General features: G+C 55.7%; 22 protein-coding genes. 11 read left to right on the plus strand and 11 right to left on the minus strand.

The window, feature by feature from the left end:
- Positions 1-264: 264 nt before the first annotated feature.
- Positions 265-1,575 (plus strand): 23S rRNA (uracil(1939)-C(5))-methyltransferase RlmD, encoded by a 1,311-nt coding sequence (gene rlmD, locus AC1RSM_RS03930; RefSeq protein ID WP_492929669.1) that lies wholly within the window; start codon positions 265-267, stop codon positions 1,573-1,575.
- An 87-nt stretch (positions 1,576-1,662) separates the two neighbouring features.
- On the opposite strand, the gene AC1RSM_RS03935 is transcribed toward rlmD, so the two are convergent.
- Positions 1,663-2,346, minus strand: coding sequence for a TetR/AcrR family transcriptional regulator (locus AC1RSM_RS03935; RefSeq protein ID WP_492929671.1), 684 nt, complete (start codon positions 2,344-2,346; stop codon positions 1,663-1,665).
- A gap of 278 nt (positions 2,347-2,624) precedes the next feature.
- On the opposite strand from AC1RSM_RS03935, the gene AC1RSM_RS03940 reads away from it, so the two are divergent.
- A complete protein-coding gene (locus AC1RSM_RS03940; protein WP_492931447.1) occupies positions 2,625-3,986 on the plus strand; it encodes an NAD(P)/FAD-dependent oxidoreductase in 1,362 nt (453 codons plus the stop codon).
- 150 nt (positions 3,987-4,136) lie between these two features.
- The gene (locus tag AC1RSM_RS03945; protein ID WP_492929673.1) at positions 4,137-6,593 is read left to right on the plus strand and encodes a penicillin acylase family protein; all 2,457 of its coding nucleotides are present in this window, start codon (positions 4,137-4,139) and stop codon (positions 6,591-6,593) included.
- Positions 6,594-6,748: 155 nt separating this feature from the next.
- Here the strand turns inward: AC1RSM_RS03945 and argH are convergent, their stop codons facing one another.
- Positions 6,749-8,170 (minus strand): argininosuccinate lyase, encoded by a 1,422-nt coding sequence (argH, locus tag AC1RSM_RS03950; RefSeq protein WP_492929675.1) that lies wholly within the window; start codon positions 8,168-8,170, stop codon positions 6,749-6,751.
- A 143-nt stretch (positions 8,171-8,313) separates the two neighbouring features.
- On the opposite strand from argH, the gene AC1RSM_RS03955 reads away from it, so the two are divergent.
- The 3 genes from AC1RSM_RS03955 to AC1RSM_RS03965 are packed head-to-tail and all read left to right on the plus strand — an operon-like array spanning position 8,314 to position 10,875.
- Positions 8,314-9,618, plus strand: coding sequence for a mechanosensitive ion channel family protein (locus AC1RSM_RS03955; protein ID WP_492929677.1), 1,305 nt, complete (start codon positions 8,314-8,316; stop codon positions 9,616-9,618).
- A gap of 19 nt (positions 9,619-9,637) precedes the next feature.
- Positions 9,638-9,976 carry a P-II family nitrogen regulator gene (locus AC1RSM_RS03960; protein ID WP_003799650.1) on the plus strand — a complete coding sequence of 113 codons (339 nt, stop codon included), beginning with the start codon at positions 9,638-9,640 and terminating at the stop codon, positions 9,974-9,976.
- A gap of 56 nt (positions 9,977-10,032) precedes the next feature.
- Positions 10,033-10,875, plus strand: coding sequence for an aldo/keto reductase (locus AC1RSM_RS03965; protein WP_492929679.1), 843 nt, complete (start codon positions 10,033-10,035; stop codon positions 10,873-10,875).
- A 31-nt stretch (positions 10,876-10,906) separates the two neighbouring features.
- Here AC1RSM_RS03965 and AC1RSM_RS03970 read toward each other — a convergent pair whose 3' ends face one another.
- A complete protein-coding gene (locus tag AC1RSM_RS03970; protein ID WP_492929681.1) occupies positions 10,907-12,112 on the minus strand; it encodes an MFS transporter in 1,206 nt (401 codons plus the stop codon).
- Between the two features lie 50 nt (positions 12,113-12,162).
- The gene (locus AC1RSM_RS03975) at positions 12,163-12,738 is read right to left on the minus strand and encodes a chorismate--pyruvate lyase family protein (protein ID WP_492929683.1); all 576 of its coding nucleotides are present in this window, start codon (positions 12,736-12,738) and stop codon (positions 12,163-12,165) included.
- A 36-nt stretch (positions 12,739-12,774) separates the two neighbouring features.
- Between AC1RSM_RS03975 and AC1RSM_RS03980 the strand changes: the two genes are divergently transcribed.
- Positions 12,775-13,509: a pseudouridine synthase gene (locus AC1RSM_RS03980; protein ID WP_492929685.1), complete on the plus strand. Its 735-nt coding sequence runs from the start codon at positions 12,775-12,777 to the stop codon at positions 13,507-13,509.
- Positions 13,510-13,524: 15 nt separating this feature from the next.
- Here AC1RSM_RS03980 and AC1RSM_RS03985 read toward each other — a convergent pair whose 3' ends face one another.
- Both AC1RSM_RS03985 and ugpQ read right to left on the minus strand, forming a co-directional pair.
- Complete coding sequence (locus tag AC1RSM_RS03985) at positions 13,525-14,379, minus strand: 23S rRNA (adenine(2030)-N(6))-methyltransferase RlmJ (protein WP_492929687.1); 855 nt, start codon at positions 14,377-14,379, stop codon at positions 13,525-13,527.
- A gap of 23 nt (positions 14,380-14,402) precedes the next feature.
- Positions 14,403-15,149, minus strand: a complete 747-nt coding sequence (gene ugpQ / locus AC1RSM_RS03990; protein ID WP_492931449.1) for a glycerophosphodiester phosphodiesterase — start codon at positions 15,147-15,149, stop codon at positions 14,403-14,405.
- 285 nt (positions 15,150-15,434) lie between these two features.
- On the opposite strand from ugpQ, the gene AC1RSM_RS03995 reads away from it, so the two are divergent.
- From AC1RSM_RS03995 to AC1RSM_RS04010, 4 genes are all read left to right on the plus strand, one after another.
- Entirely contained in the window at positions 15,435-17,393 is a 1,959-nt protein-coding gene (locus AC1RSM_RS03995; RefSeq protein ID WP_492929689.1) for a SurA N-terminal domain-containing protein, read from the plus strand.
- 69 nt (positions 17,394-17,462) lie between these two features.
- Positions 17,463-18,338 (plus strand): peptidoglycan DD-metalloendopeptidase family protein, encoded by an 876-nt coding sequence (locus AC1RSM_RS04000; protein WP_492929691.1) that lies wholly within the window; start codon positions 17,463-17,465, stop codon positions 18,336-18,338.
- 20 nt (positions 18,339-18,358) lie between these two features.
- Positions 18,359-19,042, plus strand: a complete 684-nt coding sequence (locus AC1RSM_RS04005) for an AzlC family ABC transporter permease (RefSeq protein ID WP_492929693.1) — start codon at positions 18,359-18,361, stop codon at positions 19,040-19,042.
- Between the two features lie 9 nt (positions 19,043-19,051).
- Positions 19,052-19,396 carry an AzlD domain-containing protein gene (locus AC1RSM_RS04010; RefSeq protein WP_492929695.1) on the plus strand — a complete coding sequence of 115 codons (345 nt, stop codon included), beginning with the start codon at positions 19,052-19,054 and terminating at the stop codon, positions 19,394-19,396.
- A 558-nt stretch (positions 19,397-19,954) separates the two neighbouring features.
- Here AC1RSM_RS04010 and AC1RSM_RS04015 read toward each other — a convergent pair.
- Genes AC1RSM_RS04015 through xth form a run of 5 tightly spaced genes read right to left on the minus strand, consistent with a single transcriptional unit; the run spans position 19,955 to position 24,305 of the window.
- Positions 19,955-22,234, minus strand: a complete 2,280-nt coding sequence (locus AC1RSM_RS04015) for a RelA/SpoT family protein (protein WP_492929697.1) — start codon at positions 22,232-22,234, stop codon at positions 19,955-19,957.
- Between the two features lie 21 nt (positions 22,235-22,255).
- Positions 22,256-22,459 carry a DNA-directed RNA polymerase subunit omega gene (gene rpoZ, locus AC1RSM_RS04020; RefSeq protein WP_003799665.1) on the minus strand — a complete coding sequence of 68 codons (204 nt, stop codon included), beginning with the start codon at positions 22,457-22,459 and terminating at the stop codon, positions 22,256-22,258.
- 36 nt (positions 22,460-22,495) lie between these two features.
- Positions 22,496-23,140, minus strand: coding sequence for a guanylate kinase (gene gmk, locus AC1RSM_RS04025; protein WP_492929700.1), 645 nt, complete (start codon positions 23,138-23,140; stop codon positions 22,496-22,498).
- Between the two features lie 37 nt (positions 23,141-23,177).
- Positions 23,178-23,507 (minus strand): hypothetical protein, encoded by a 330-nt coding sequence (locus AC1RSM_RS04030; RefSeq protein ID WP_492929702.1) that lies wholly within the window; start codon positions 23,505-23,507, stop codon positions 23,178-23,180.
- A gap of 15 nt (positions 23,508-23,522) precedes the next feature.
- Positions 23,523-24,305 (minus strand): exodeoxyribonuclease III, encoded by a 783-nt coding sequence (xth, locus tag AC1RSM_RS04035; protein ID WP_492929704.1) that lies wholly within the window; start codon positions 24,303-24,305, stop codon positions 23,523-23,525.
- Positions 24,306-24,346 lie beyond the last annotated feature (41 nt).

Consider the following 24,346-nt stretch of genomic DNA (forward strand, 5'->3'; position numbering starts at 1 on the left):
GAAAAAAAGCGGCCTGCGGGTCGCTTTTTTGTGCCTGTTCTTGGTGGCCGGAGAATGCTGTATGGGCCACTTAAAACCGGCTTGTCCCCCATCCAAAAGGTTTCAAGGTGGTGGATCTCCCATGCTTTAGGCTGCAATGATCGCGTTCTGGTGGTTTTTACCCTTTGTGCTGAAGGCTCTTGTAAAATCAGCGATTCGCCATCGCTAGCGGCAGTGCAAATCCGCCATTCTGATTGGCAGGACGCTTATTTAGGTTGTTATCGAATGTCTGACGTATTGTTTATTGAATCGCTGGATCTGGAAGGACGCGGCGTCGCCCATAAAGACGGCAAAGTGGTGTTTGTGGAAGGGGCTTTGCCAGGCGAGCAGGTGCTGGCGGAAACCGTGCGTTCCAAAGATTCTTACGATAAAGCCCGTATGACGGCTTTGTTGAAGGCCTCTTCGCAGCGCGCCGAGCCTCCCTGTCCCAACTTTGGTGTCTGTGGTGGCTGTGCCATGCAGCATCTGGAGCCCTCCGCCCAAGTGGCGGTCAAGCAGCGCGTATTGGAAGATTCCCTGGGCCATATTGGCAAGGTTAAACCCGGACGCGTTCTGGCTCCCTTGCATGGCCCTTACTGGGGCTATCGCTACCGGGCTCGTTTTTCCATGCGCTATGTGCCTAAGAAGGGCGGGGTACTGGTTGGTTTTCGGGAAAAAAATGGTCGCTACGTGGTGGACATGACTGAGTGTCGTGTTCTGCCTGCGAAAGTGTCTGCCTTGCTGGAACCGCTGCGATCCTGTCTGGCCGGTTTGTCCCGTCCAGACCGTTTGCCCCAGATTGAGCTGGCAATGGGCGACAAGATCACCACCTTGACCTTGCGTCATATGGAGCCGCTGACCAGCGAAGATATCCAGCGCCTGCAGGACTTTGGCCAAGAGCACGATATCAGTTGGTGGTTACAGCCCAAGGGCCCGGAAACTGCACACCCTTTGCTGCGTGAAGATGCCGACAAGCTGGCGTATGCCTTGCCTGAATTTGATTTGCGCATGCCGTATCGGCCTACCGATTTTACGCAGGTGAATCATGACATCAACCGCAGCTTGATCTCGCGCGCCTTGACCTTGTTGGAGCTCAAGCCCGAGCACCGTGTGGCTGACTTGTTCTGCGGCCTGGGTAACTTCAGCTTGCCGTTGGCGCGACGTGCGGCAGAGGTGGTGGGGATTGAGGGCAGCACCACGTTGACAGAACGGGCCGGTGAAGCTGCAGTGGCGCATGGCTTGCAGGACAAGGCCAAGTTCACCACCTTGAATCTATTTGAGGTGGATGTGCAATGGCTGCGTGACCTGGGCTACTTTGATCGCATGTTGATTGACCCGCCTCGCGATGGCGCTTTTGCTGTGGCCACCGCCTTGGCGCAGCTGGAAAAGCACGAACGCCCAGAACGCTTGGTCTACGTATCCTGTAGCCCTGGTACTTTGGCGCGTGATGCTGGTGTGTTGGTCCATCAAGGTGGCTACACCCTGGAATCAGCTGGTGTGGTGAATATGTTCCCGCACACCGCGCACGTAGAGTCTATTGCGGTCTTCACACGCTAAACACACCTAAACAGCACATGCTAAAACGCCCCGGCCATTGGATACTGATCCAATGGCCGGGGCGTTTGATTGGGAAAGCTGATTCAGCTAGCTTTTGGGCTGACTGCGCTTGGATGGTGTTGCCGCCTTGCTGGCATGCACGATCAGCCCATCGTTAATCAGTTCCATCATCATCTTGAAAACCTGTTCTGTTTGCAGATTCACAAAACGCGGCAGGATCTGCCGCAGCAGGGGGACATCGTCCGCTGGCCATTGTTCCAGCTCGATCAATTCTTCCTCGGTCACGGGGCGAATCAGTCCCCCCAGCTCTCCTTGTATCAAGCCATAGACGGCGGCGTACCAGCCCACACAGGCGGCCGGCATCTCTGCATCGCTCAAGCCGCCATCGCGCAAGGCGCGGTACACCTGTTCGATCACTAAATAGTCCGCCTTGCCCGTGTTCAGAAAACGCTGCATCTGCTGAAAGGTATGCGGATGGTTCAGCGCCAGTTCGCGGTACTGGCGGGCAAGCTCATACAGCCTGTCTGTCCAGGGCAGGGCGTCGTCCACCGCCTGGATGCGTCCCGTCAAATAATCGGCCATGGCACGTAGCAAACCCTCTTTGGATTTGAAGTGATAGAGCACAGCCATTGGGTCGCAACCGACTCGTTCGCCCAGTTTGCGTAAGGAAAAACCACTGGCGCCAGCTTCTTCCATTAGGGTGACGGCAGCCAACACCAGTTCATCTTTATTTAGTTTGCGTGTTCGCGTAGCGGGGGGCGAGGGGGGCAAGACGTCTCCTTTATTCTGTTGAACGACAGTCTGTAAGTGATTTTGCCAATTTTAACTCTACAGGGTAGAATAGGTTAATTCTACATCGTAGAAGAAGATCGTTCCATCAGGCGGCATGCCAGGTGTTGATAACGAGACAGAACGGAACGCCACGTTGACGGGGCGTCACCGGGGCATTCCGCTCTGTGATCCGGCGGCCAAAGGGCCGTGACAGACACAGGACATTTATGAGTATCCCCAAACCCGGTTTTTTAAATGATGTATCCAGCGCAGACAGTATGCTGGACAGTAATCCACGCTTGTGGAATTGGCGCAAAGATCACAATAATAAATCTGCCGAACCGGCCACGTATTACGAGGCCTCTCTTGCGCCTTGGACCCGATTTGAGCCGCTGCAGGCTGATACCCAGTGTGACGTATTGGTAGTGGGCGGTGGCCTTTTGGGCGCTTCTACCGCTTTGCACCTGGCCCGTTCGGGTCTTGATGTGGTGCTGGTTGAAAAAGACAGTATTGGTTCGGCCGCCTCGGGTCGAAATGGTGGGCAGTTAACCCCCGGCTTGGCCCGTTGGGAAGCCGAGGACATGATTGCCCATTTACCTTTGGACGAGGCCCGCCGCTTGTGGCGCTTTGCCTCGCACGAGGCCATGGATCTGCTGGACCAGTTGGCCCAGGACTACGAGCTGGATTTTGACCGTCGCCGTGGCCACCTGACCGCTGCTATTCATGCTGGCCATATGGGAGCCTTGGTAGAGGGCGCCGATGCGCGTCGCTACCTGGGTGATGCCAGTGTGGAGGTGGTGGGCAGTTACGAACTGGAGCAGGAAATTCGCTCTCCGCTGTACCACGGTGCTGTGGTCGATACCTTGGGTGGCCAGGTCCATCCCTTGGCCTTATTGCGTGGCCTGATTTATGGCCTGACGCAGCATGGCGGTCGAGTCTATGAAGGCAGCCCCGTTCAGGAAATTGAGCAGACTGAAAAAGGCGCCTTGGCCATTACTCCTGGTGGCACGATTTTGGCGCGCAAGGCCTTGGTATTGGCCGTGCATGACACGACCTCCCAGTTCTTGCCATCCCAATCGAACACCACCGTGCCGTTCTACACCTATGTGGGTGTGACCAGTCCGCTGGAATGCTCGGTCAGCGAGCTCTTGCCAACGGACCGAGCCGTCTACGACACGCAGTTCCAGATCGACTATTACCGGGCTGTGCGTCATAACCGCCTCTTGTTCGGTGGTCAGGGTACGGGAACCAGTTGGTCGCCGGAACGCATTAACGACTATTTGCTGGATCGCATCCAAACAGTGTTTCCGCAGCTGGAGCAGGTGGAACTGGAGTTTTCCTGGAGCGGCATTAGCGACTTCACCTTGAATGGCGCAACAGACTCCCGCAAGACCGATGCGGCGGTGCCTGTGTACATGGTGCATGGCTGGAGTGGGCATGGCGTGGCGCAAACCGTGCGTATTGGTAAAGCCATTAGTGATGATGTTGCCGGTCTGAATCAGGACTTTGCCATGCTGACTGACATCACTCACCGCAGTATCCCCTTGGGCCGTCAGTTGTCCGGTTTTGCAATCCCTGTTGTGAAAGCGGCAATTGGCATGATGAGCGCGGTTAACCCAGGGCGTTTGGTGTCGTTTTGACTTGGTTTGATTCCCTTGAACAGACAGTCTGATTAGGGCAAGCCCCCTCTTGTTTTAAAGCCCGATTACGTTAAATTTATGATCGCCTAATTATATTGGCTTCAATATTTTAGGTTCATAATAAATTTATGTATCACAAGAGGGGCAAGTATGCAGACAGGGTTTGTTCGTACAGGGGTAGCCGTCGCCGGTTTAGCCTTGGGGATGGCGTGGGCGGGAGCACCGGTGTACGCCCAGGTGCAGTCGGTTGAAGTTCTGCGAGACAGCTATGGTGTGCCGCACGTGTTCGCCGATACTCACTATGGCCTGTATTACGGCTATGGTTACGCGCTTGCTCAGGATCGCTTGTTTCAGATGGATATGGCACGGCGCTCTTTTGTGGGAACAACGGCGCAAGTATTGGGGGCGGGTGAAGCGGATGTCTACGTCAAGTACGACATGCAGGTGCGCCAGAATTTCAGCCCCGCATCCATAAAACGCCAGATTTCAGCCCTGTCCAACGAGGAACGCGATATTTTCCGGGGCTATGCCGATGGCTTTAATGCCTATCTGGAAAAAGTGCGCCGTAATCCCGATTTGCTGCCCAAAGAGTATGTGGACTTTGATTTTCAGCCCCAGCCTCTGAGCGAATTTGATGTGGTGATGATCTGGGTTGGATCGATGGCGAACCGGTTTTCGGACACCAATCTAGAGCTTAGTGCGCTGGCGTTGCGACAGTCTCTGGAAAAACAGCATGGTCCCGAGCGTGGCCCTGCGTTATTTGACGAACTGCTGTGGGTGAACGACACATCGGCGCCTACCACTGTGCCAGCTCAGGCGTCCGCGCCCAAACCATGGGTACGGGCAGACTCTCAGGATCTTGCCCAGGTCTCTTCGCAGGCTTTGGCAACAGAACTGGATCGCCAGGACAAGCACTGGGGCGGTCAGGGTCCAGATTTTGCACCCAAGGCCAGCAATCTGTGGAGCACTCGGCCTGAGCGCGTTCAGGAAGGAGCCACTGTTTTGGTGAACGGCCCGCAGTTTGGCTGGTACAACCCCGCTTACACCTATGGCATAGGCCTGCACGGCGCAGGCTTTGAGGTGGTGGGCAACACACCTTTTGCCTATCCCATTATTCTGTTCGGGACCAATAGCGAAATTGCCTGGGGAGCAACAGCAGGCCCGCAAGATGTCGTGGACATGTATCAGGAAAAACTGAACCCGGCCCGAGCGGACCAGTACTGGTTCAACAATGCTTATCACACGATGGAGCAGCGCAAGGAACGAATCAAGGTTCGTGGACAGGCGGACAGAGAGCTTACCGTCTGGCGCACCGTGCATGGCCCAGTCATGCAGTTTGACTACGAGCAAGGCGTCGCTTACAGCAAAAAACGCAGCTGGGATGGTTACGAGGTGCAGTCTTTGTTGGCCTGGTTGAATGTGGCCAAGGCGCGCAACTGGACAGAGTTTTTAGACCAGGCCAGCAAGATGGCGATCTCCATCAATTGGTACTACGCAGACAAGCACGGCAATATTGGCTATGTCTCGCCCGCCTTCTTGCCTGAGCGCCCATTGAATCAGGATATCCGCGTACCTGCCAAGGGGGATGGCAGCATGGAGTGGCTGGGCATTAAAGGCTTTGATGCCATTCCCAAGGCCTACAATCCGCCTCAAGGGTATCTGGTCAATTGGAACAACAAGCCTGCACCGGACAAGACCAATACGGATACCTACTACTGGACCTACGGTGATCGTATGAACGAATTGGCCACCCAGTACCAGCAAAAAGAAGTTTTTAGCGTCCAGGAAATTTGGGACTTTAACAAGACAGCCTCGTATCGCGATGTGAACTGGCGTTATTTCCGTCCGCATCTGGAAAAACTGGCAGAGCATCTTCCTGCGACGGATTCCAGTAAAGCCGCCTTGGATGTCTTGTTGGCCTGGGACGGTATGGAGAGCGATCAAGGCGGGCGCAATGCCGGAACAGCGCGCCTTCTGTTTAAAACTTGGCTGGAGGAAATGTACAAGCAGGTCTTGATGCCGGTCGTACCTGAATCGCATCGCGCCATGTATAGCCAGACGGGTTTTGCCACGCAGCAAGGCCCCAATCCGGGTTCCATCAACTTGAGCATGGGTACCAAGGTTCTGTTGCGTGCCTTGGCCCTGGAGGCCAATCCTGATCCCCAGCGTGTGAATGTCTTTGGCGAGCGTTCCTCTCAAGAAGTCATGCACACGGCTTTGCAACATGCGCAGGCTCGTTTGAGCCAGGAGCAGGGCACTCAGATGGAGCGCTGGACTATGCCGACCTCGGTGCACCGCTTCAGCGACAAGAACTTCACAGGCACCCCGCAGACGACTTCGGGCAATACCTTTGCCTTTACCGGCTATCAGAACCGTGGCACGGAAAACAACCGTGTGGTGTTTGATACCCAGGGCGTGGAGTTCTGCGATGCCATGCCGCCCGGCCAAAGCGGTTTCACCGACCGTAATGGTGTGCGTAGCCCGCATTATGATGATCAGTTAAAGCTGTATGAGAACTTCGAGTGCAAGACCATGGATGTGACGCACTCGGATATTCGCCGCAATGCGCAAAGCAGCACGATGCTTTTGATTCAGCCGCAGCACTAGTCCTGAGGGGGCACGATACGTGGTCGTTGAGGCATGTATCGTGTCGCTGCTAGCTATGCGGAGCTTGGCTGACGACAGTTAGCCATACCGCCGTACACAAAAAAAGCCGCCCCTGATTCAGGGGCGGCTTTTCAGCTTTCAGCAGTCGCTGCTTATCAGCCTGGAATGCGGTCCAGGATACGCTGAGCTTCGATACGAACACGCTCGGGGGCGGTGCCACCGATGTGTTTGCGCGAAGCGACTGAGCCTTCCAGTGTCAGCACTTCAAAAATATCGGACTCGATACGGCTGTCGAATTTTCGCAGTTGCTCCAGGCTCAGATCAGCCAGATCGCAACCCAGCTGCTCGCACTCGCGTACGGCCAGCGCCACGGATTCGTGGGCGTCACGGAAAGGCAGGCCTTTTTTGACCAAGTAGTCGGCCAGATCGGTAGCGGTCGCAAAGCCTTGCAGGGCTGCGGCGCGCATGGCATCAGGTTTGACTTTGATACCGGAGATCAAGTCGACAAAAATGGTCAGCGTGTCGCGGATGGTGTCAGCCGAATCGAACAGACCTTCTTTGTCTTCCTGATTGTCCTTGTTGTAGGCCAGTGGTTGGCCTTTCATCAGGGTCAGTAGGGCGATCAGGTTGCCATTGACGCGACCTGTCTTGCCACGGGCCAGTTCGGGAACGTCGGGGTTTTTCTTTTGCGGCATGATGGAGCTGCCGGTGCAAAAGCGGTCGGCCAGATCAATAAAGCCGACACGGGGGCTCATCCACAGCACCAATTCTTCCGAGAAGCGGGAGATGTGCGTCATGATCAACGCGGCAGCAGCACAGAATTCAATGGCAAAGTCGCGGTCCGATACAGCATCCAGCGAGTTGCGGCACACATCATCAAAATCCAGCAGCGTGGCGACCATCTCGCGGTCGATCGGGTAGCTGGTGCCGGCCAGGGCAGCAGCACCCAAAGGCAGGCGGTTCACACGTTTGCGGCAGTCTTGCAAACGCTCGGCGTCACGCTGGAACATCTCGGCGTAGGCCAGCAGATGGTGACCAAAAGTGACCGGTTGTGCCACTTGCAGGTGGGTGAAACCTGGCAAAATGGTGTCTGCCTGGGCCAGGGCCAATTCAGCCAGTTTGCGTTGCATCTGAGCCAGCAGGTCCAGAGCAATGTCGATTTCATTGCGCAGCCACAGGCGGATATCGGTGGCGACCTGGTCATTGCGTGAACGGCCAGTATGCAAGCGTTTGCCCGCATCGCCGATCAGCTCGACCAGACGTTTTTCGATATTCAGGTGCACGTCTTCCAGATCCAGCAACCACTGGAATTGGCCTTGGGCGATTTCGTCCAGAATCTGGCTCATGCCGCGTTCGATGTCCGCTTTGTCCTGGTCAGTGATGACACCGACGGCGGCCAGCATGCTGGCATGGGCCAAGGAGCCCTGAATATCAAAGCGAGCCATACGCTTGTCAAAGTCCACCGACGCTGTGTAGCGTTTGACGAGGTCAGAGACGGGCTCGGAAAAGCGAGCCGACCAGGCCATTGCTTTATTGGCGAACTGGTCTTGGGAGGGGGAGGGGGTGTTTGTTGACATAGAAGGCAATTATAGAGGATTGGACGGGCTGACAGGGGTCATCCAGTCCCGCAGGAAACAGACGCTGTGCAGTATATTAGATAGTTTTCAGACTCTAGGAAACCATGCGGGCCCTTTTGGGGCTGGCTGGACAAGGAAGATACATGGAGCAAGAACGCACCTTTGCCGATTTGTTGGGCTGGCAATGGATCGAAGCGTATTTACCGCAGGATCGCTGGGTACAGATACTGGCCGGTCTGGCGATGTTGACCGTGCTGGTCTGGGTCGTCAGCTGGTTGACCAGTTCCGTACTCTCGCGGCTGGTGCGACGTTTATTGAAAGTGGCCGGCAAAGATGATTGGGCCCGGGCACTGGTGAAAACGCGCTTTGTGCGCAATGTGGGTTATGCCGTGCCCTTGCTGGTGGTTAGCTCCAATCTGACCCTGCTGCCGCTGGCTAAAACCTTGCTGGAAGTGATTGAGCGGGTCGCGTTGCTGGGCTTTCTGGTCTTTTTGATCATGGCACTTGTGAGTTTGCTGGGTGCCTGGCAGGAGGTCTACGCCAATTCCAGCCGTGGCCGTACCAAATCCATCAAGGGCTATATTGAAGTTGCCAAGATAGGGGTCTGGGCGATTGGCGTCATTGTCATGATTTCCATCGTGCTGGATCAGTCGCCCGTGCTGTTGCTCTCCGGTTTGGGTGCGCTGTCAGCGGTCTTGTTGCTGGTATTTAAAGATACTTTGCTATCGCTAGTGGCCAGCACGCAAATGAGCACCAATGACATGCTGCGCATTGGTGACTGGATTGAGATGAAGCAGGCCGGCGCTGACGGCTTTGTGATCGACATGGCTTTGCATACCGTCAAGGTTCAGAACTGGGACAAGACGGTCACCACCATCCCCACCTACAAGCTGTTTTCTGAAAGCTACCGTAATTGGCGGCAAATGTTTGAATCGGGCGGACGGCGGATCAAGCGTACCTTGAGCATTGACGCTTCCAGTGTGCGCTTTTTGACGCCCGATGAAGTGGAAAGTCTGTCTCGTTTTGCTTTGTTGCGCGACTACCTGAACGAGAAAAAAGAAGACCTGGAGCGTTCTAATCAGGAACTGAGCCGTGCGGGTATGGATGCGGTCAATTACCGCCGCCTGACCAATCTGGGCACCTTCCGTGCTTACTGCATGGCGTATATCAAGCGTCACCCCGAGATTCACCAGGATATGATCCAGATGGTGCGCATGATGGAGCCCACGGCAGACGGGATTCCTATCGAGGTGTACTGCTTTACCAATAAAACGGCTTGGGTTGACCATGAGCGCATCCAAGGCGATATTTTTGACCATATTCTGGCTGTGCTGCCGGAAATCGGCCTGCGTCTGTTCCAGTCGCCCACAGGCCGGGACTTGAGCCTGGGCTTGAGTCTGGCAGCAGAAAGCCACCGACCCCTGCCGGGTGTCAAAGACCCTCTTTAAATTTGACGTGCGAGTAACCATGAAACAAATTACGGCCATCATCAAACCCTTCAAACTGGATGAAGTGCGCGAAGCGCTGGCAGAACTGGACGTCAATGGCCTGACGGTCACAGAGGTCAAAGGTTTTGGCCGCCAAAAAGGCCATACTGAGTTGTATCGCGGCGCTGAATATGTCGTGGATTTCTTGCCTAAAATTCGTGTGGATATCGTGGTGGCGGCGGACCGTTGCGACGCCATTATCGAAGCCATTATCAAAGCGGCCCATACGGGCAAGATTGGTGATGGCAAGATTTTCGTGACCCCTGTTGAGCAAGCCATCCGGATTCGTACCTCCGAAAGCGGTCGGGACGCGCTCTAAACGCCTGGCAGTGTGTCGGGCTGGTGCTAAGAAGGCCTGCAGGAAAGGAGAAGCAGATGCAATATGGGAAGCTGGGTTCAGCCCCCCGTGTTTCGCGGGTGGGGCAGGGTAGCTGGTATGTAGAGCAGGCCGACTGGCCACAAAGCATTGCTGCCTTTCATGCCGGTTTAGATGCGGGTATGAACCATATCGACACGGCTGAAATGTATGGCGATGGCCAAGCAGAAACCTTGATTGCCCAAGCCTTGGAAGGCCGGCGCCATGAAGCCTTTCTGGTCTCTAAAGTCTTGCCCTTTAATGCCAGCCGTCAGGGTGTGATCCGTGCCTGTGAGGCCAGCTTAAAACGCTTAGGCACGGATTATCTGGATTTGTATTTATTGCACTGGCCCGGTCAGGTTCCTTTGGAGGAGACCTGTGCGGCTTTCGATAAGCTGGTGCAACAAGGCAAGATCAAGCAATGGGGAGTCAGCAATTTTGACGTGCCCGATTTGCAGGAGCTGTATGACATCGTGGGGCCGGGCGAGATCGCCTGCAATCAAGTTCTATATCACCTGAATGAACGCGCGATTGAACATGCTGTCATGCCCTGGTGCCAAGAACATCAAGTCAGCGTGGTGGCATATAGCCCCTTTGGGCATGATGATTTTCCAAGCCCGGACTCCGTGGGTGGCGCGTTACTGGCTGATATTGCCAGTCACTATCAAGCCAGCCCCAGGCAGATAGCCCTGGCCTTTTTACTGCGGGACCCTGCTGTGTTTGTTATTCCTAAGGCCTCGCAAGCTCGTCATGCCCAGCAAAATGCGGCAGCAGCTGATCTGGTACTACTGCCAGAACATATACGGGCCTTGGATACGCAGTTTGCGCGCGGTCCCAAACCTGCTTATCTGCCCATGATCTAAGATCAAAAAAGCCGCCCTCGGGCGGCTTTTCTTAACTGGCGATGTGGGGCTGGCGCTTGTTTTGGATATACAGCCAGGCCAGAGCCACCATGACCACACCGGAGATGGGCAAGGTCCAGGTGTTCACGCCATACCAGCCGTACACGGCCAAGACGCGGCCCGAGGTAAAAGAGGACAAGGCGACACAGGTGAAGATGATGAAGTCATTCAAAGCCTGCACACGGCCTCTTTCTTCGGGCCGGTAGCAGTCCACCACCATATTGGTTGCGCCGATAAAACCGAAGTTCCAGCCCAAGCCCAAAAGAATCAGGCTGACCCAGAAGTGGGGGACGCTCATGCCCAGCAAGGCCACAATGCTGGCCAGTCCCAGCAAAAACACGCCAGCAAAGGTAACGGGAATCTTGCCGAAATGCTTGATCAGGGTGCCGGTAAAAAAGCTGGGGCCGAACATGGCCAGAATATGCCACTGAATGCCCAGTGTGGATTCTTTTACGCTGTGGCCATGCATGACCATGGCCAGGGGCGAGGCCGTCATCAGGAAATTCATCAAAACGTAGGACGCGACGCCCGCCAGGACCGCAATAATGAAATAGCGGTTAGAGGCAATTTCACGCAATGGACGTCCGGTATACGGAGTTTTGACGGCTTGCTGTGTCGTGCGTCCCAAACGCAGGGCAAAGGCAAAGGGCAGAACTAGGGCGGCCAGCACAGCCTGGGCTAAAAACGCAGCTGCGAAGGGATGCTCAGGCCAGACGTCCTGCGTCCTAATAATGGTTTGAGTCGCAATAATGGCCCCTAACAGCCCACCGGCCATGACCCAGGAAATGGCTTTGGGGCGGAAGGCCTCGCTGGCGTGGTCAGCCGCCGCAAAACGGTAGCTTTGTACGTAAGAGGCATAGAGCCCGGCCAGAAGCGTGCCGACACAGAATAGGGTGAAAGACAGGCTATAAATTCCGGCTGCAGCCAGTAAACCCGCTCCTATGCCTAGCAAGGCACCAATGATGTAGCCGCCTTGGCGACCCAGACGGCGCATCAGATAAGCCGCCGGCAAAATGCCGATTGCCAGTCCCAGATTGAAAATGCCAACGGGCAAGGTTGCCAGATCGGTACTGCTGGCCATTTTCTGGCCGACTAGGCTGCTGAGAGCCACCACCAGCGCCGGATTGGCCCCGCCCAATGCTTGCATTCCAGAAAGAATAAAGGCGTTGCGGCGGCTTTGATCAGCTTGGGTGGCCATAGTCAGTCTCGGTATATAACTTTGGTTTATTAGTTAATGTTGAATTTTGGCTAAACCAGTGTAGCACCGCGCGCCCAAAAGGCTGGCATAAAGGACTCGGCCACCAATAAAGGTTGGCCGTGACGCCAGAAAACCGAACAGCGGGACAGCACTTGCTGGGCCTGGGGCAAGGGCTCGTCGCTCTGGGCTAATGCGCGCTCAATTGTGCGGAAAAAGCTCATACTGCGGTTTAAACGACAGCTTAAAAAGGCAGAACGTTGTATCTGGGCATCGTTGTAGAGCATGTCGGCCAAGGGTCGGCTGCGTAGTCGCCGTATGCCTTGCCAGACGCTTTGCGAAGCTGGCAGCGGCGTGAAACTGCGGGCAATGACACAGCGAATACCGTCAACGGACATGGACACTTCACGTATCCAGGCCAGCGTACCTGGCGGCTTTTGAATCAAAGCGGCTTCTTGCGAGTTCAGGCGACAAGCGTATTCACTGACCACTTCCAGGTGGACTTTACCCAGACCGCGCAGGCCGGCGGTCAGTGCGCCGGGACGGTGTAGCCAGTACTTTTGAGCCGGAGTAGCGGAGGGGTGAACCCGGTCATGCCAGGGTTTTTTTGTGCTGGATGGAAATTTCATGTCCTGTATTATCGCCAAAGCCATAAAATAGCGCTCATGGAAAAAGAACGTATCTCAAAATTAATGGCCCAGCGCGGCATGTGTTCACGCCGTGAGGCGGATGCTTTCATCGAGCGCGGCTGGGTGCGTGTGGACGGTCAAATCGTCTCTGAATTGGGTAGCAAGGCCTACCCCAATCAGAAAATCACACTGGAAAAACAAGCGCGTCAGCGTCAGACTCAACGTGCCACGATCTTGCTGCACAAACCCGTGGGCTATGTCTCCGGGCAGGCCGAAGCCGGTTATCGCAATGCCGTCTCCTTGATTGGCGCGGCGACGCAGTACAAGGGTGGCCGTGGCGGCCAGCGCTTTGATCCTTCGCATCTGCGTGGTCTGGCACCGGCGGGTCGTCTGGATATTGACTCCACCGGCTTGCTGATCCTGACTCAGGACGGCCGTATCGCGCGCCAGATTATTGGCGAAGATTCGGTGATCGACAAAGAGTATCTGGTGCGTGTAACCGGCAAGCTGAGCGAACGCGGTCTGGAACTGCTTAACTTCGGCCTGAGCCTGGATGGCAAGCCCTTGTTGCCCGCCCAAGTGTCCTGGCAGAACGACGATCAGCTGCGTTTTATCCTGCGCGAAGGCAAAAAACGCCAGATTCGCCGTATGTGCGAACTGGTCGGCTTGAAGGTCGTGGGTTTGAAGCGTGTGCGTATTGGTGATCTGGTGTTGGGCGATCTGCCCGTTGGCCAGTGGCGCTACATGAAAGAATCTGAGCATCTGGCCTAAGGGCAAGAGGGGCGCTTACAGCCCCGAATGATGTAGTTGATAGCTGGCCTTGTCATCCTGGGCCAGCGTTTTTGTTAACCAGGGCAGGCTTTGTTCCAATGCCTTGAGCAGCGTCCAAGGGGGATTGCTGATGAACAAGCCACTGCCATGCAAACCCAAACCATTTTTAGCCGGAGCACGAACCGATAGGCTCACATGTAGCCACGGTGTAGGCAGTTGCTCCAGTTTGCGCTGCATGGCCTGAACTTCGGGCCGTTGCACAATGGGATACCACACCACAATACAGGCCTGAGAAAAGCGCTTGAGGGCGTTTTTGACGCTATTGAGCACCTGCTGATAGTCAGACTTGGCCTCGTAAGACGGGTCCATCACCACAATCGCGCGTCGCGATGGGGGCGGCAGCAAGCGTCCCAACTGATCAAAACCATTTTCCGGATACAGGCGCACACGGCGATTGCCCTTGGGGAACAACTGCGCCACGTTTTCACTCAAGACCTCAAATTCGGTCGGATGCAGCTCAAAGCCGTGAAAGCTGTCTTGCGTGCGCAGTCGTTCCAGTGCCAGCCAGGGAGAGCCGGGGTAAAAGCGCGCCACACCGTCCGGGTTCAGATCGGCGATGGCCTCAATATAGTGTTCCAGCAGTTCAGGGCGTGACTCTTCTTGCAAGACACGGTCCAGGCCGTCATAGAACTCGCCTTTGGTTTGGGCCCAGTCGTGCTCCAGATCATAAATACCGGCACCGCAATGGGTGTCGATAATGCTGAAGGCGCTGTCTTTTTGGGCGTAGTAGTTAAAGATATGCAGCAAGGTGGCGTGCTTGAGCACGTCAGCATGATTGCCGGCATGAAAGGCGTGGCGGTAACTGAACAAGAGAAATCCTGGGGTGTAGCGGTTTAAAGAGTATCGGGACGAATGGTCGTGACTTTATCAGTGAAAACGCCATTGCAGCCCCATTCCAGCAGCTCGCGCACCCGTTCGGCTTCGTTCACGGTCCAGACCGCCACGGTATAGCCTGCATTACGGATGTTTTGCACCAAGGCCTGATTGACGAAGCGCTCGTTCAGATTCAGGCCCATGCAGCCTAGACGCTCCAGGCGTTTTTGCCAGTCGGCGGGGACTTCTTCTTCAATCAGCAAGGCGCGTGGCAGCGTGGGGACTGCTTCCTGGGCGGCTTGCAGGGCGACTTCCGAAAAAGAGGACAACAAGGGTGGCAAACTGGCTTGCGCCCAGAGGGTGTGGGCAGCCAGGGCCACAAGGCGGCCCGTTTCGGCCTCATCGCCGCTTGTGGGCTTGATCTCGATATTGCTGTGGATTTGATTGGCCAGGGTAAAACCGGCAATCGAACTTAATGTGGGGATGGGCTCGCCTGCATAAGCGGTGGAGTGCCAGGCACCGAAATCCAGCTCGGACAATTGGGCCAGTGTCAGCCTGGAAGCCAGGCCCTGACCATTGGAGGTGCGGTCCAGATCATCGTCGTGCAGCAGCACGGCAATGCCGTCACGGCTTAATTTAACGTCGTACTCCATCATGCGAAAACCGTTCTGGGCGCCGACTCGAATGGCGGCTAAGGTGTTTTCCGGAGCAACCTTGCCAGCGCCGCGGTGGGCGATCAAGGCGTGATAGGGCCAGTGGTGATTCATTGAAGGCATGGCGGACTCGCAAGGGGCGTGATAAAAAGCCAATGTACTATTTTAACCGGGGCTGTACACTGTACGGTTACGGTTTTGGATTTACAATCCGATCCTAGGCAAAATCAAGCATCCATGACGCCACCACCTGCGCAGCATGGAACTTGCTTTATTGAAGCCACAGTTTAAGTCAAACACACTTGATCCAAACACGGTATATTTTCAGGCCGAGCCTGGCTCCCCGGCCTGATGCGCCGCCCGCAGCACCCGGCTGCAAGCGAAAGTAGGTGATGATTAATGTTCGAGATTATCCGTAAGAACCAACGCGTCATGCAGCTGGTCCTGTTAGTGCTGATTCTGCCGTCTTTTGTACTGATTGGCGTCAGCGGCTACTCCAGCTACGTTTCTGGCGATAGCGATATTGTCAAAGTTGGCGATAGCGCCATTACTTCCCAGGAATTTGATCGTGCGCGTCGCATGCAGCTTGACGAGATGCAGCGTAACAATCCTTCCGGTTTTGACCTGGCCCAGGCCGACAGCGTAGAGAGCCGTCGTCTGCTGCTGGAATCCTTGATTGATCAGCGTGTGCAAATTGAAGTGGCAACCGCCGCACGCTTTAATGTGTCCGACATGGCTCTGCGTGACAATATCGCGACCTTGCCTGAATTCCAGGAAAACGGCACCTTCTCCCCCGCACTGTATAGCCAGGTATTGGCATCGGCTGGCATCAATACACGAGACTTTGAACAAAGCCAGCGTGGTCAATTGGCGCTGCAACGTGTGCTGGGTCCCGTGGCCGCCAGTTCCTCCATGCTGCCTAGCGTCATGAACAAGCTGGAAATCGCCCTGACTGAAGAGCGCGGTGTGCGTACCCGCAGCTTTCTGACCCGCGATTTTGAATCTAAAGTACAGATCAGCGATCAAGACCTGCAAGCCTGGTACGAAACCAATAAGCAATCTTTGGAGCTGCCTCAGCAAGTTAAGGTCGAGTACCTGCTGCTGAACGAAGCGGCTGCATCTACCGATTTGTCCACGCCGACTGAAGATCAGCTCAAGCAGTACTACGAGCAGAACAAAGCTCGTTACGTGCAGCCTGGCCGTGTAAACATCAGCCACATTCTGGTAACACTGCCTGCCGGTGCATCGGATGCGGAGCGCGAAACCGCCCAGACCAAGGCGCGTGAACTGGCCGAAAAAGCCCAAGCCAATAAAGAAGCTTTTGCTGACTTGGCACGCGAGAATTCGCAAGACGGCGGCAGCGCCCGCGAAGGTGGCGAATTGGGTTGGATCAGCAAAGGCTCCTGGCCCTCCGTGCTGGAAAGCGCCGTGTTTGCCTTGAAGAAAGGCGATGTTTCTGGTGTGATCGAAGGCCCTAATGGCTTCCACATTTTCAAGAGCAACGATGTTCAGCCTGAACAAGGCGAGTCCTTTGAACAGGCTCGTAACAAGGTGCTGGACGAAGTGCGCAAGCAACTGGCTTCCGAGCGTTTCGCCGATATGGCCAGCAAGCTGACCAATCTGGTCTACGACAACGAAGACAGTCTGGAAGCTGCGGCTAACGCGCTGGGTCTGAACTTGAAGCAAGCCGAAGGTATTACTCGTCAGGGTCTGGTTCCGGCCTCGCAAGTGGACGGTGATCTGGCTGCTGCCAAGAGCCCGGATGCGGCTGTGCTGGATGATAGCCGTGTGCGTCAGGCCTTGTTCAATGCCGAAACTCTGGCGTCGCGTAAAAACGCCGGTGTAGTGGAAGTCTCGCCCGATACCTTGATTGCACTGCGTGTGGTGGACGTGAAAGACGCCCATGTGCCTGGTCTGGATAAAGTACGCCCCATTGCTGAAGAAAACCTGCGTCGCGAAAAAGCGGCTGCCTTGGCGATCCAAGCTGGTGAAGACTACTTGAAGAAGCTGCAAGAGGGTGCAGAACCAGAAAGCTTCTCGGCCCAATTTGCCGTGAGCCGTGCTGAATTCCCTGAAATGGACGAAGCCTTGCTGAACAAGGTGTTGGCCAATCCCGTGGACAAATTGCCTGCCTACGTGGGCGACCGTCAGCCTCAAGGCTATACCGTGGTGCAAATTCTGAGCCACGAGCCGGGCAAAGCCGGTAATCCAGGTCTGGATATGCTGACAGCCCAATTGAATCAAGCCTTGGCCCGTACAGAGACTCAAGCAGTCTTGCAGGCCATGCGCGTTGAAGAGAATGTGCAGCTCTTGCCTGAAGCCGAAAAAGAACTGACGGCCAGTGGCGATAACGACTAAGTCTTATCCAGTCAGAACCTATACCCTGGGGCGTAATTTACCCCAGGGTATTTTTTAAAGAGCCTTCTGATGACTCATCCTGAGATTTCCTTAGTACGGCGGCGCCTTTTAGGCGCCGCAACTGTTTGTGGCCTGACGGCATCGTGGTGGGCGCAGGCGCAGGCGGCCCCCCTGGGCACGTTTATTGAACGTACCTTGAACCGACCCGTACCGGGCGGGGTAGCCGTGCTGGATTTGGGAGCAGGGAACCAGGCGCCTGTCGTGAACTTTAACGGGCATCGTGTCCTGGTGATTCAGGACGCCGATCAGCGCTGGAAAGCGATTGTCGGGCTGGATCTGAAAACAAAGCCGGGTCAGCACAGCGTATCCGTGCAAGGGCAGTCGAGTGTGGCGTTTCAAGTGGGTAGCAAGCGCTACCGCGAGCAGCGTATTACCTTGAAGAACAAATCCCATGTGAATCCAGACCCGCAGCAGCAAGCGCGGTTTGAGCGCGAGTACGAAGAGCAGATGCAGGCTTATGCCAGCTTCCGCACAGAAGGCCCCAGCAATGTGGTGTTTGAAAAGCCCGTGCCCGGTCGCTTGACCAGTCCTTTTGGCCTGCGCCGTTTCTTTAATGGTGAAGAGCGTAATCCGCATTCTGGTCTGGATTTTGCCGCCGCAACCGGCACTTCCGTCAAAGTCCCTGCGGATGGTGTTGTCACTATCGTGGCAGATTACTTTTTTAACGGCAAAACCGTATTTGTTGATCATGGCCAGGGCCTGATCACCATGTTCTGCCACTTGTCGGCCTTTGATGTGAAGGTGGGCGATAGCGTGCGCAAGGGCGATGTGATTGCGCGCTCCGGGGCGACGGGCCGTGCGACGGGGCCCCATTTGCACTGGAATGTCAGTTTGAATAACGCACGGGTTGATCCCGCTATTTTTATTGGCGCTTTCCAAGCTTAGGCAGGGATGTAAGGTTTCCTATGATGATCGGGTCAGCATATCGACGAGGCTTGCGAGACAGTGCCTCTATTGCTTTAGGCTATGTGCCGGTGGCAATTTCCTTTGGCCTGACAGCCGTGCATGCGGGCCTGTCACCTTGGTTCGCGGTATTGGTGTCCATCATTGTCTATGCCGGGGCCAGCCAGTTCATTTTGATCAGCCTGTTTGTGGCGGGTGCGGCTTATCCCAGTATCTTGGGGATTGTGCTGGTCATGAATCTACGCCATGTTTTTTACGGGCCTACCTTGATGGGGTTTTTTACTGGCCCGAGAAGCGTCTCCAGCCTATTTATGGCTCCTGGTCTGACCGATGAGGTCTTTGCCGCTTCAGCGGCAGGCGTGGCGCGTCAACCCGCTCACGAGCAGGAATCCTGGTATTGCGGCTTGCAACTGGGTTCGTACCTGTCCTGGGTTCTGGGAACGGCGATCGGGGCGTTTTTTGCCAGCGATTTGCTGGGGCAATCGCCCGTGCTGGAAAAGACCTTGGGCTTTGTCTTGCCTGCGCTATTTTTTGCCCTGCTGCTGGAAATTCGCCGGTCTGCCTCCGCGCCGGTTCTGGTGGCTGCGGGCTTGGGGGCCTTATTGGCCATGCTCGTGTTGCCTTCTTATCTGGCCATTATCGTGGGCATGCTGGCCGGTGGTTTGATGGCCTTGCGCCGCGCTTAAGGAGTGGAGATGGATTGGAGTTTTCTGCTCATGATTGTGCTGGCGGGTCTGGGCACATTTTTGATTCGTTATCTGCCCTTGCGTTTAGGTGGGCGACAAGGCAAGGCGGACCCAAGCCGTGTTTCGATCTGGCCACGCCTGTTCGGAGCAATAGGCCCGGCCGGGGTGGTAGCTTTGCTGGTGGTGTCCTTGATTTCCTTGCTGCGTCCCGAGCATATGTCACTGGATTTGCCGCCTTTGCTGGCGGGTTTGGCTGGTGTGTTGTTGGGACGCTGGTGGCCAGGAGGGATTGCGGGGTCGACACTGACCGGAGTGCTGGCTTATGGTCTGTGCGTGGCCTACGTGGGGGTTTAAAACTTCACTGAGAGCCGTTTAGGGCGTACTCAGCATGTTTCTTGGGCCGTGAGCCACGGCTGGGGCAAGCGGCTTCCCCAGTGCAAGCGATTGAACGTCAGCCTAAGCGTGGCCGTTCTGTTCAACGAGTATCAAGTACCGTCTTGCATGATGGTGCACGCATGACATTACGGCTCCGAGTGCACGGTAGTGAGCATGCTTAGCTATTGCGATTAATCGTGTTTAAGGAGCAGGGTAGAGTTGCTGATTGCCCATGCCTTGCCCAGAATGGTGGCTGTGATGCTGTGATGCTGTGATGCTGTGATGCTGTGATGCTGTGATGCAGTGATGCAGTGATGCAGTGATGCTGTGATGCTGTGATGCTTTAGTGCGCTCTGTACCTTGCACCCTTTACGGCTGTTGATTGTTCTGTGCTCGTATCGCGGGTAGATTTCTGCCAGCTTTATGCTGGGGCAAAAAATGCGCGGCTGCTCAGAACAGACTCAGATCAGAAAGCAAAAAATGCCTACTGAACACAGTAGGCATTTTTGATGGCCAAGGCTTGCTTAGTTGTAGAGCCTAGCCCTTCACTCGCACAATCTTCTGGACTTGCGGTACGTGACGAATAGAGCGGATCACGCGAGCCAGGTGAGTACGGCTATCAACCTGAACAGTCAGGTGCAGCACCGACGTAGCGGCAGATTCATCCGGCATGGAGATATGCAGGATATTGGAGTCGGCATCAGTAATCTCAGCCGCCAGACGACCCAGCACGCCGCGCTCGTTAATAGCGGTCACGTCCAGACGTGTGGACAGGTGGCGGGCGGTATTGCTGTCCCACATCACCGGAACCCAGCGCTCGGGCTCTTTGGCCTGGGCGCGCTGTGCAACAGCACATTCAGCCATGTGGACGACTAGGCCATGACCCAGACGGATGCCGCCAATAATGGCGTCGCCCGGCAAAGGACCACAGCAAGGAGCCAATTGCACCGCCTGACCTTCGTTGCCGTGGATCAGGATAGGTGCAGAGGTATTGGCGTTAATCTCGTCAAACTCGGCGGCAGTGGTTTCCAGCAAGGTGTTCTCGGGGGCGAAACGGCGAGCCACGACGGCGGCCAAGCGCTTGCCCAGGCCGATGTCGGCCAGGATTTCCTCGCGGGAAGCGGCGCCTGAACCTTTGGCCAGCTTGTCCCAGTTCGGGTCATCGTCGCTTGCGTGTGGCAGGCCCAGCTGATCAAAAGCTTGATCCAGCAAGCGGCGGCCAAAGGCCACGGATTCTTCGTATTTAACCGTGCGCAGATAGTGGCGAATTTCCGAACGGGCACGGCCCGAACGAACATAGTTCAGCCATTGCGCGCTGGGGCGGGCAGCAGGGGAGGTAATGATCTCCACCGAGTCGCCGCTCTTGAGCTCTGTGCGCAGCGGGGCAAATTCACCGTTGATCTTGGACGCAACGGCGTGATTACCAATATCGGTATGGATGCTGTAGGCAAAGTCCACGGGTGTGGCACCGCGCGGCAGGGAAATAATCTTGCCTTTGGGTGTGTGGACGTAAACCGCATCGGGGAACAGGTCAACTTTGACATGTTCCAGGAATTCTGTGGAGTCACCCGTTTGGCTTTGAATATCCAGCAAGGACTGCAACCAGCGATGGGTACGCTTTTGCAGATCGTTCAGGGTGACATCGTCTTCTTTGTACAGCCAGTGCGACGCGACACCTTCTTCGGCCACATGGTCCATTTCGCGGGTGCGGAACTGGAACTCCACGGGCGTGCCGTAGGGGCCAATAAGAGTAGTGTGCAGGGACTGGTAGCCATTCACTTTGGGGATGGCAATATAGTCCTTGAATTTACCGGGCACTGGACGGTAGAGCTGGTGCAGCGTACCCAAAGACAAATAGCACTCGGGCAGCGTGTGCACGATGACGCGAAAGCCGTAAATATCCAGCACGTCTGAAAAAGACTTTTTCTGCTCGACCATCTTGCAGAAAATGCTGTAGAGCGACTTTTCACGACCAGAGATCTCGGCATCAATCCCGGCGGCAGGCAAGGCAATCTTGACCGCATCCGTAATCTTGCTCAGAACTTCACGGCGGTTGCCACGAGCGGCCAGCAAGGCTTTGTGCAGCACCTTGTAGCGGTTTGGATAGATGGCTTTAAAGCAACGGTCCTGCAGTTCGCGAAACAGGGCGTTCAGCCCTAAGCGATGCGCAATGGGGGCGTAAATATCCAGGGTTTCCTGGGCCACACGGCGACGTTTCTCAGGCTTGACCGCATCCAGCGTGCGCATATTGTGCAGACGGTCAGCCAGCTTGATCAGGATGACCCGTACATCGCGCGACATGGCCAGCAGCATTTTGCGAAAGCTGTCGGCCTGCTGCTGCGTTTTGGTGGCAAATTCCAGCCGTTCCAGTTTGGAAAGGCCGTCCACAATCTCGGCCACGTCGGTGCCGAATTTTTCGGCCAGTTCCTGCTTGGTGACGTCCTGATCTTCGATGACGTCATGCAGCAGGGCTGACATCAGCGCATCTGTATCCAGCTTCCAGCCCGCACAGATTTCCGTGACGGCAATGGGATGCGAGATATAGGGTTCGCCACTGGCACGAAACTGCCCCAAGTGAGCCTGATCGGAAAAGCGATAGGCTTCCCGTACCCGCTCTACATCTTTGGGGTCCAGGTACTGCGAGATGATCTTGTGTAGCGGAGCCAGCGAGGCGATTGGAGGACTGACACTTTCCTGCGCGCTGCGTTCAATCGCCGGGGAGTTCTTTTCTTTAGGCTTGCGACGACCTAGCCGCGAGCCTTTTTTAAGGACGGCCAAAAGCCCAGAAGATGCGCCCCGTAAACCTGAAAATGCCATACCGTGCTCCGCTAGTGCCTATTAGGTAGGAACTTTGCGCAGCATCTCCAGCCCGGTCGCGCCCGAAGCGATTTCTCGCAAAGCGGTAACCGTAGGCTTGTTCTTGCTTTCCAGACGGGGTTCGTGGCCTTGGGCCAGTTCACGCGCACGGTAGGCAGCTGCCAAGGTGAGCTTAAAGCGATTGGGGACCTGCTCCAGGCAGTCCTCGATAGTGATGCGAGCCATAGATAGACCTGTTATCAAAAAGAAATAAGAAGGAGATCAGCCCTGGTTCAGCAGGGCATCTGCGCCTAATTGTTGAAAGAGTTGGCGATGCCGTACTGACTGAGTGGCAGTGCGCAAACGACTGGCCTGCACAATACTCAATAGCTGCTGTAATGCCGTATCAAAATCCTCATTGATAATAGCATATTGACAGTCCCGAACATGGGCGATTTCGTGCTCGGCAGCCAGGACGCGCCGGGCAATGATCTCTTCGCTGTCCTGGCCGCGTTTACGCAAGCGTGCCTGCAAGGTAGGCAGCGAGGGCGGCAGAATGAAAATACCCACGGCTTCCGGGAAATGCTCGCGTGCCAGGCGGGCGCCTTGCCAGTCGATTTCCAGCAACACATCACGACCCGCGCTCAAGGCTTTCTGGATGGGCTCACGCGGGGTGCCGTAGTAGTTGTCGTGTACCTTGGCCCACTCCAGCATGGCGTTTTCAGCACACATCTGCTCAAAGCGGGGTTTATCGACAAAGAAGTAGTGTTCACCGTCTGTCTCTCCGGGGCGGGGCGCACGAGTGGTGGCCGAGATAGACAGCATGATGTTGGAATCGTGGGCCAGCAGGGCGTTGACCAGACTGGATTTGCCAGCCCCGCTGGGGGCGACAACCATAAAAACGGTGCCAGGATAGCTCGTGGACATGGAGAGCAGACTCTAGAAGAAAATTTTTATAAAAGAATTAATTGCTGGGGGCGTCGGTCTGGCCAAACTCAGTGAGCACGGCTTGCACGCTTTCATTGTCAGCACACAGGAACACCACCGTATCGCTGGGGTTCATGGAAAACAAAACCTCTTGCACTTCCTGGGCGGCATCGTCTGCCTGGGCAATTGCCATGACGTGCACATCCCCACCGGCTTCAAACTGCTCGGGCGGAACGATGGAGGCAACGGCATCCAGATCAGGCTCGCTTATAGCCAGATAAGCCCAGATCTTGTGCTCTTGTTCCAGGGTGATCTCAAGTACATAGACCGAGTCAGTCTGCTCAATGATTTGGCTTTGTATTTGCATAATTCAATGGCTGTGTCAGCTAAAAGACAGAGTGGCGGTGACGGGCGCGTGATCCGAAGGCTGTTCATTGGCGCGCGGGTCGCGGTCAATGTCGCAGGCTGTGCAACGATCCTTCAAAGCGTCGGACAGCAAGGCATGATCAATTCGCAGTCCGGCATCGCGGCGGAAGGCAAAACGGCGATAGTCCCACCAGGTAAAGGGGCTGCCGCTTTGTTCAAACAAGCGGTAGGCGTCGTGCAAGCCCAGCGCCAGCAAACGCTCGAAGGCGGCGCGCTCGGGCGGGGAGACCAGCACATCATCGGCCCATTTAGCAGGGTCATGAACGTCCTGGTCGGCTGGGGCAATATTATAGTCGCCCAGGATGGCCAGGCGGGGGTACTGCTGCAATTCTTTTTCCAGCCACTCGTGCAAGGCGGCGAACCATTCCAGCTTGTAGACGTATTTGTCGCTCTCCAGCGATTGACCATTCGGGCAGTACGCGCAGATCACTCGCACCGGGCCGTCCGGGGAGGGGTAGGTGGCGGCTAGCAGACGCTGTTGCGGATCCTCGTAATTGGGCAGATTGCGCTGCACATCGGTGCCCGGCTCTCGGGAAATCAGTGCGACACCGTTGTAGGTCTTCTGGCCCGCCCAGTGAGCGTGGTATCCCATTTCCTGAAACGCCTCTAAAGGGAAACGCTCGTCGGGCAACTTCAGCTCTTGCAGACACAAGACGTCTACCGGGTTGGCTGCCAGCCATTCCAGGACTTGGGGCAGACGCACGTTCAGGGAGTTCACGTTCCAGGTGGTTAATTTCATGGTGTACAGAAAATCTATATAAATCAGACAGAAGCGCGTGG

Source organism: Alcaligenes sp. GW821-FHT11D07 (assembly GCF_058808495.1).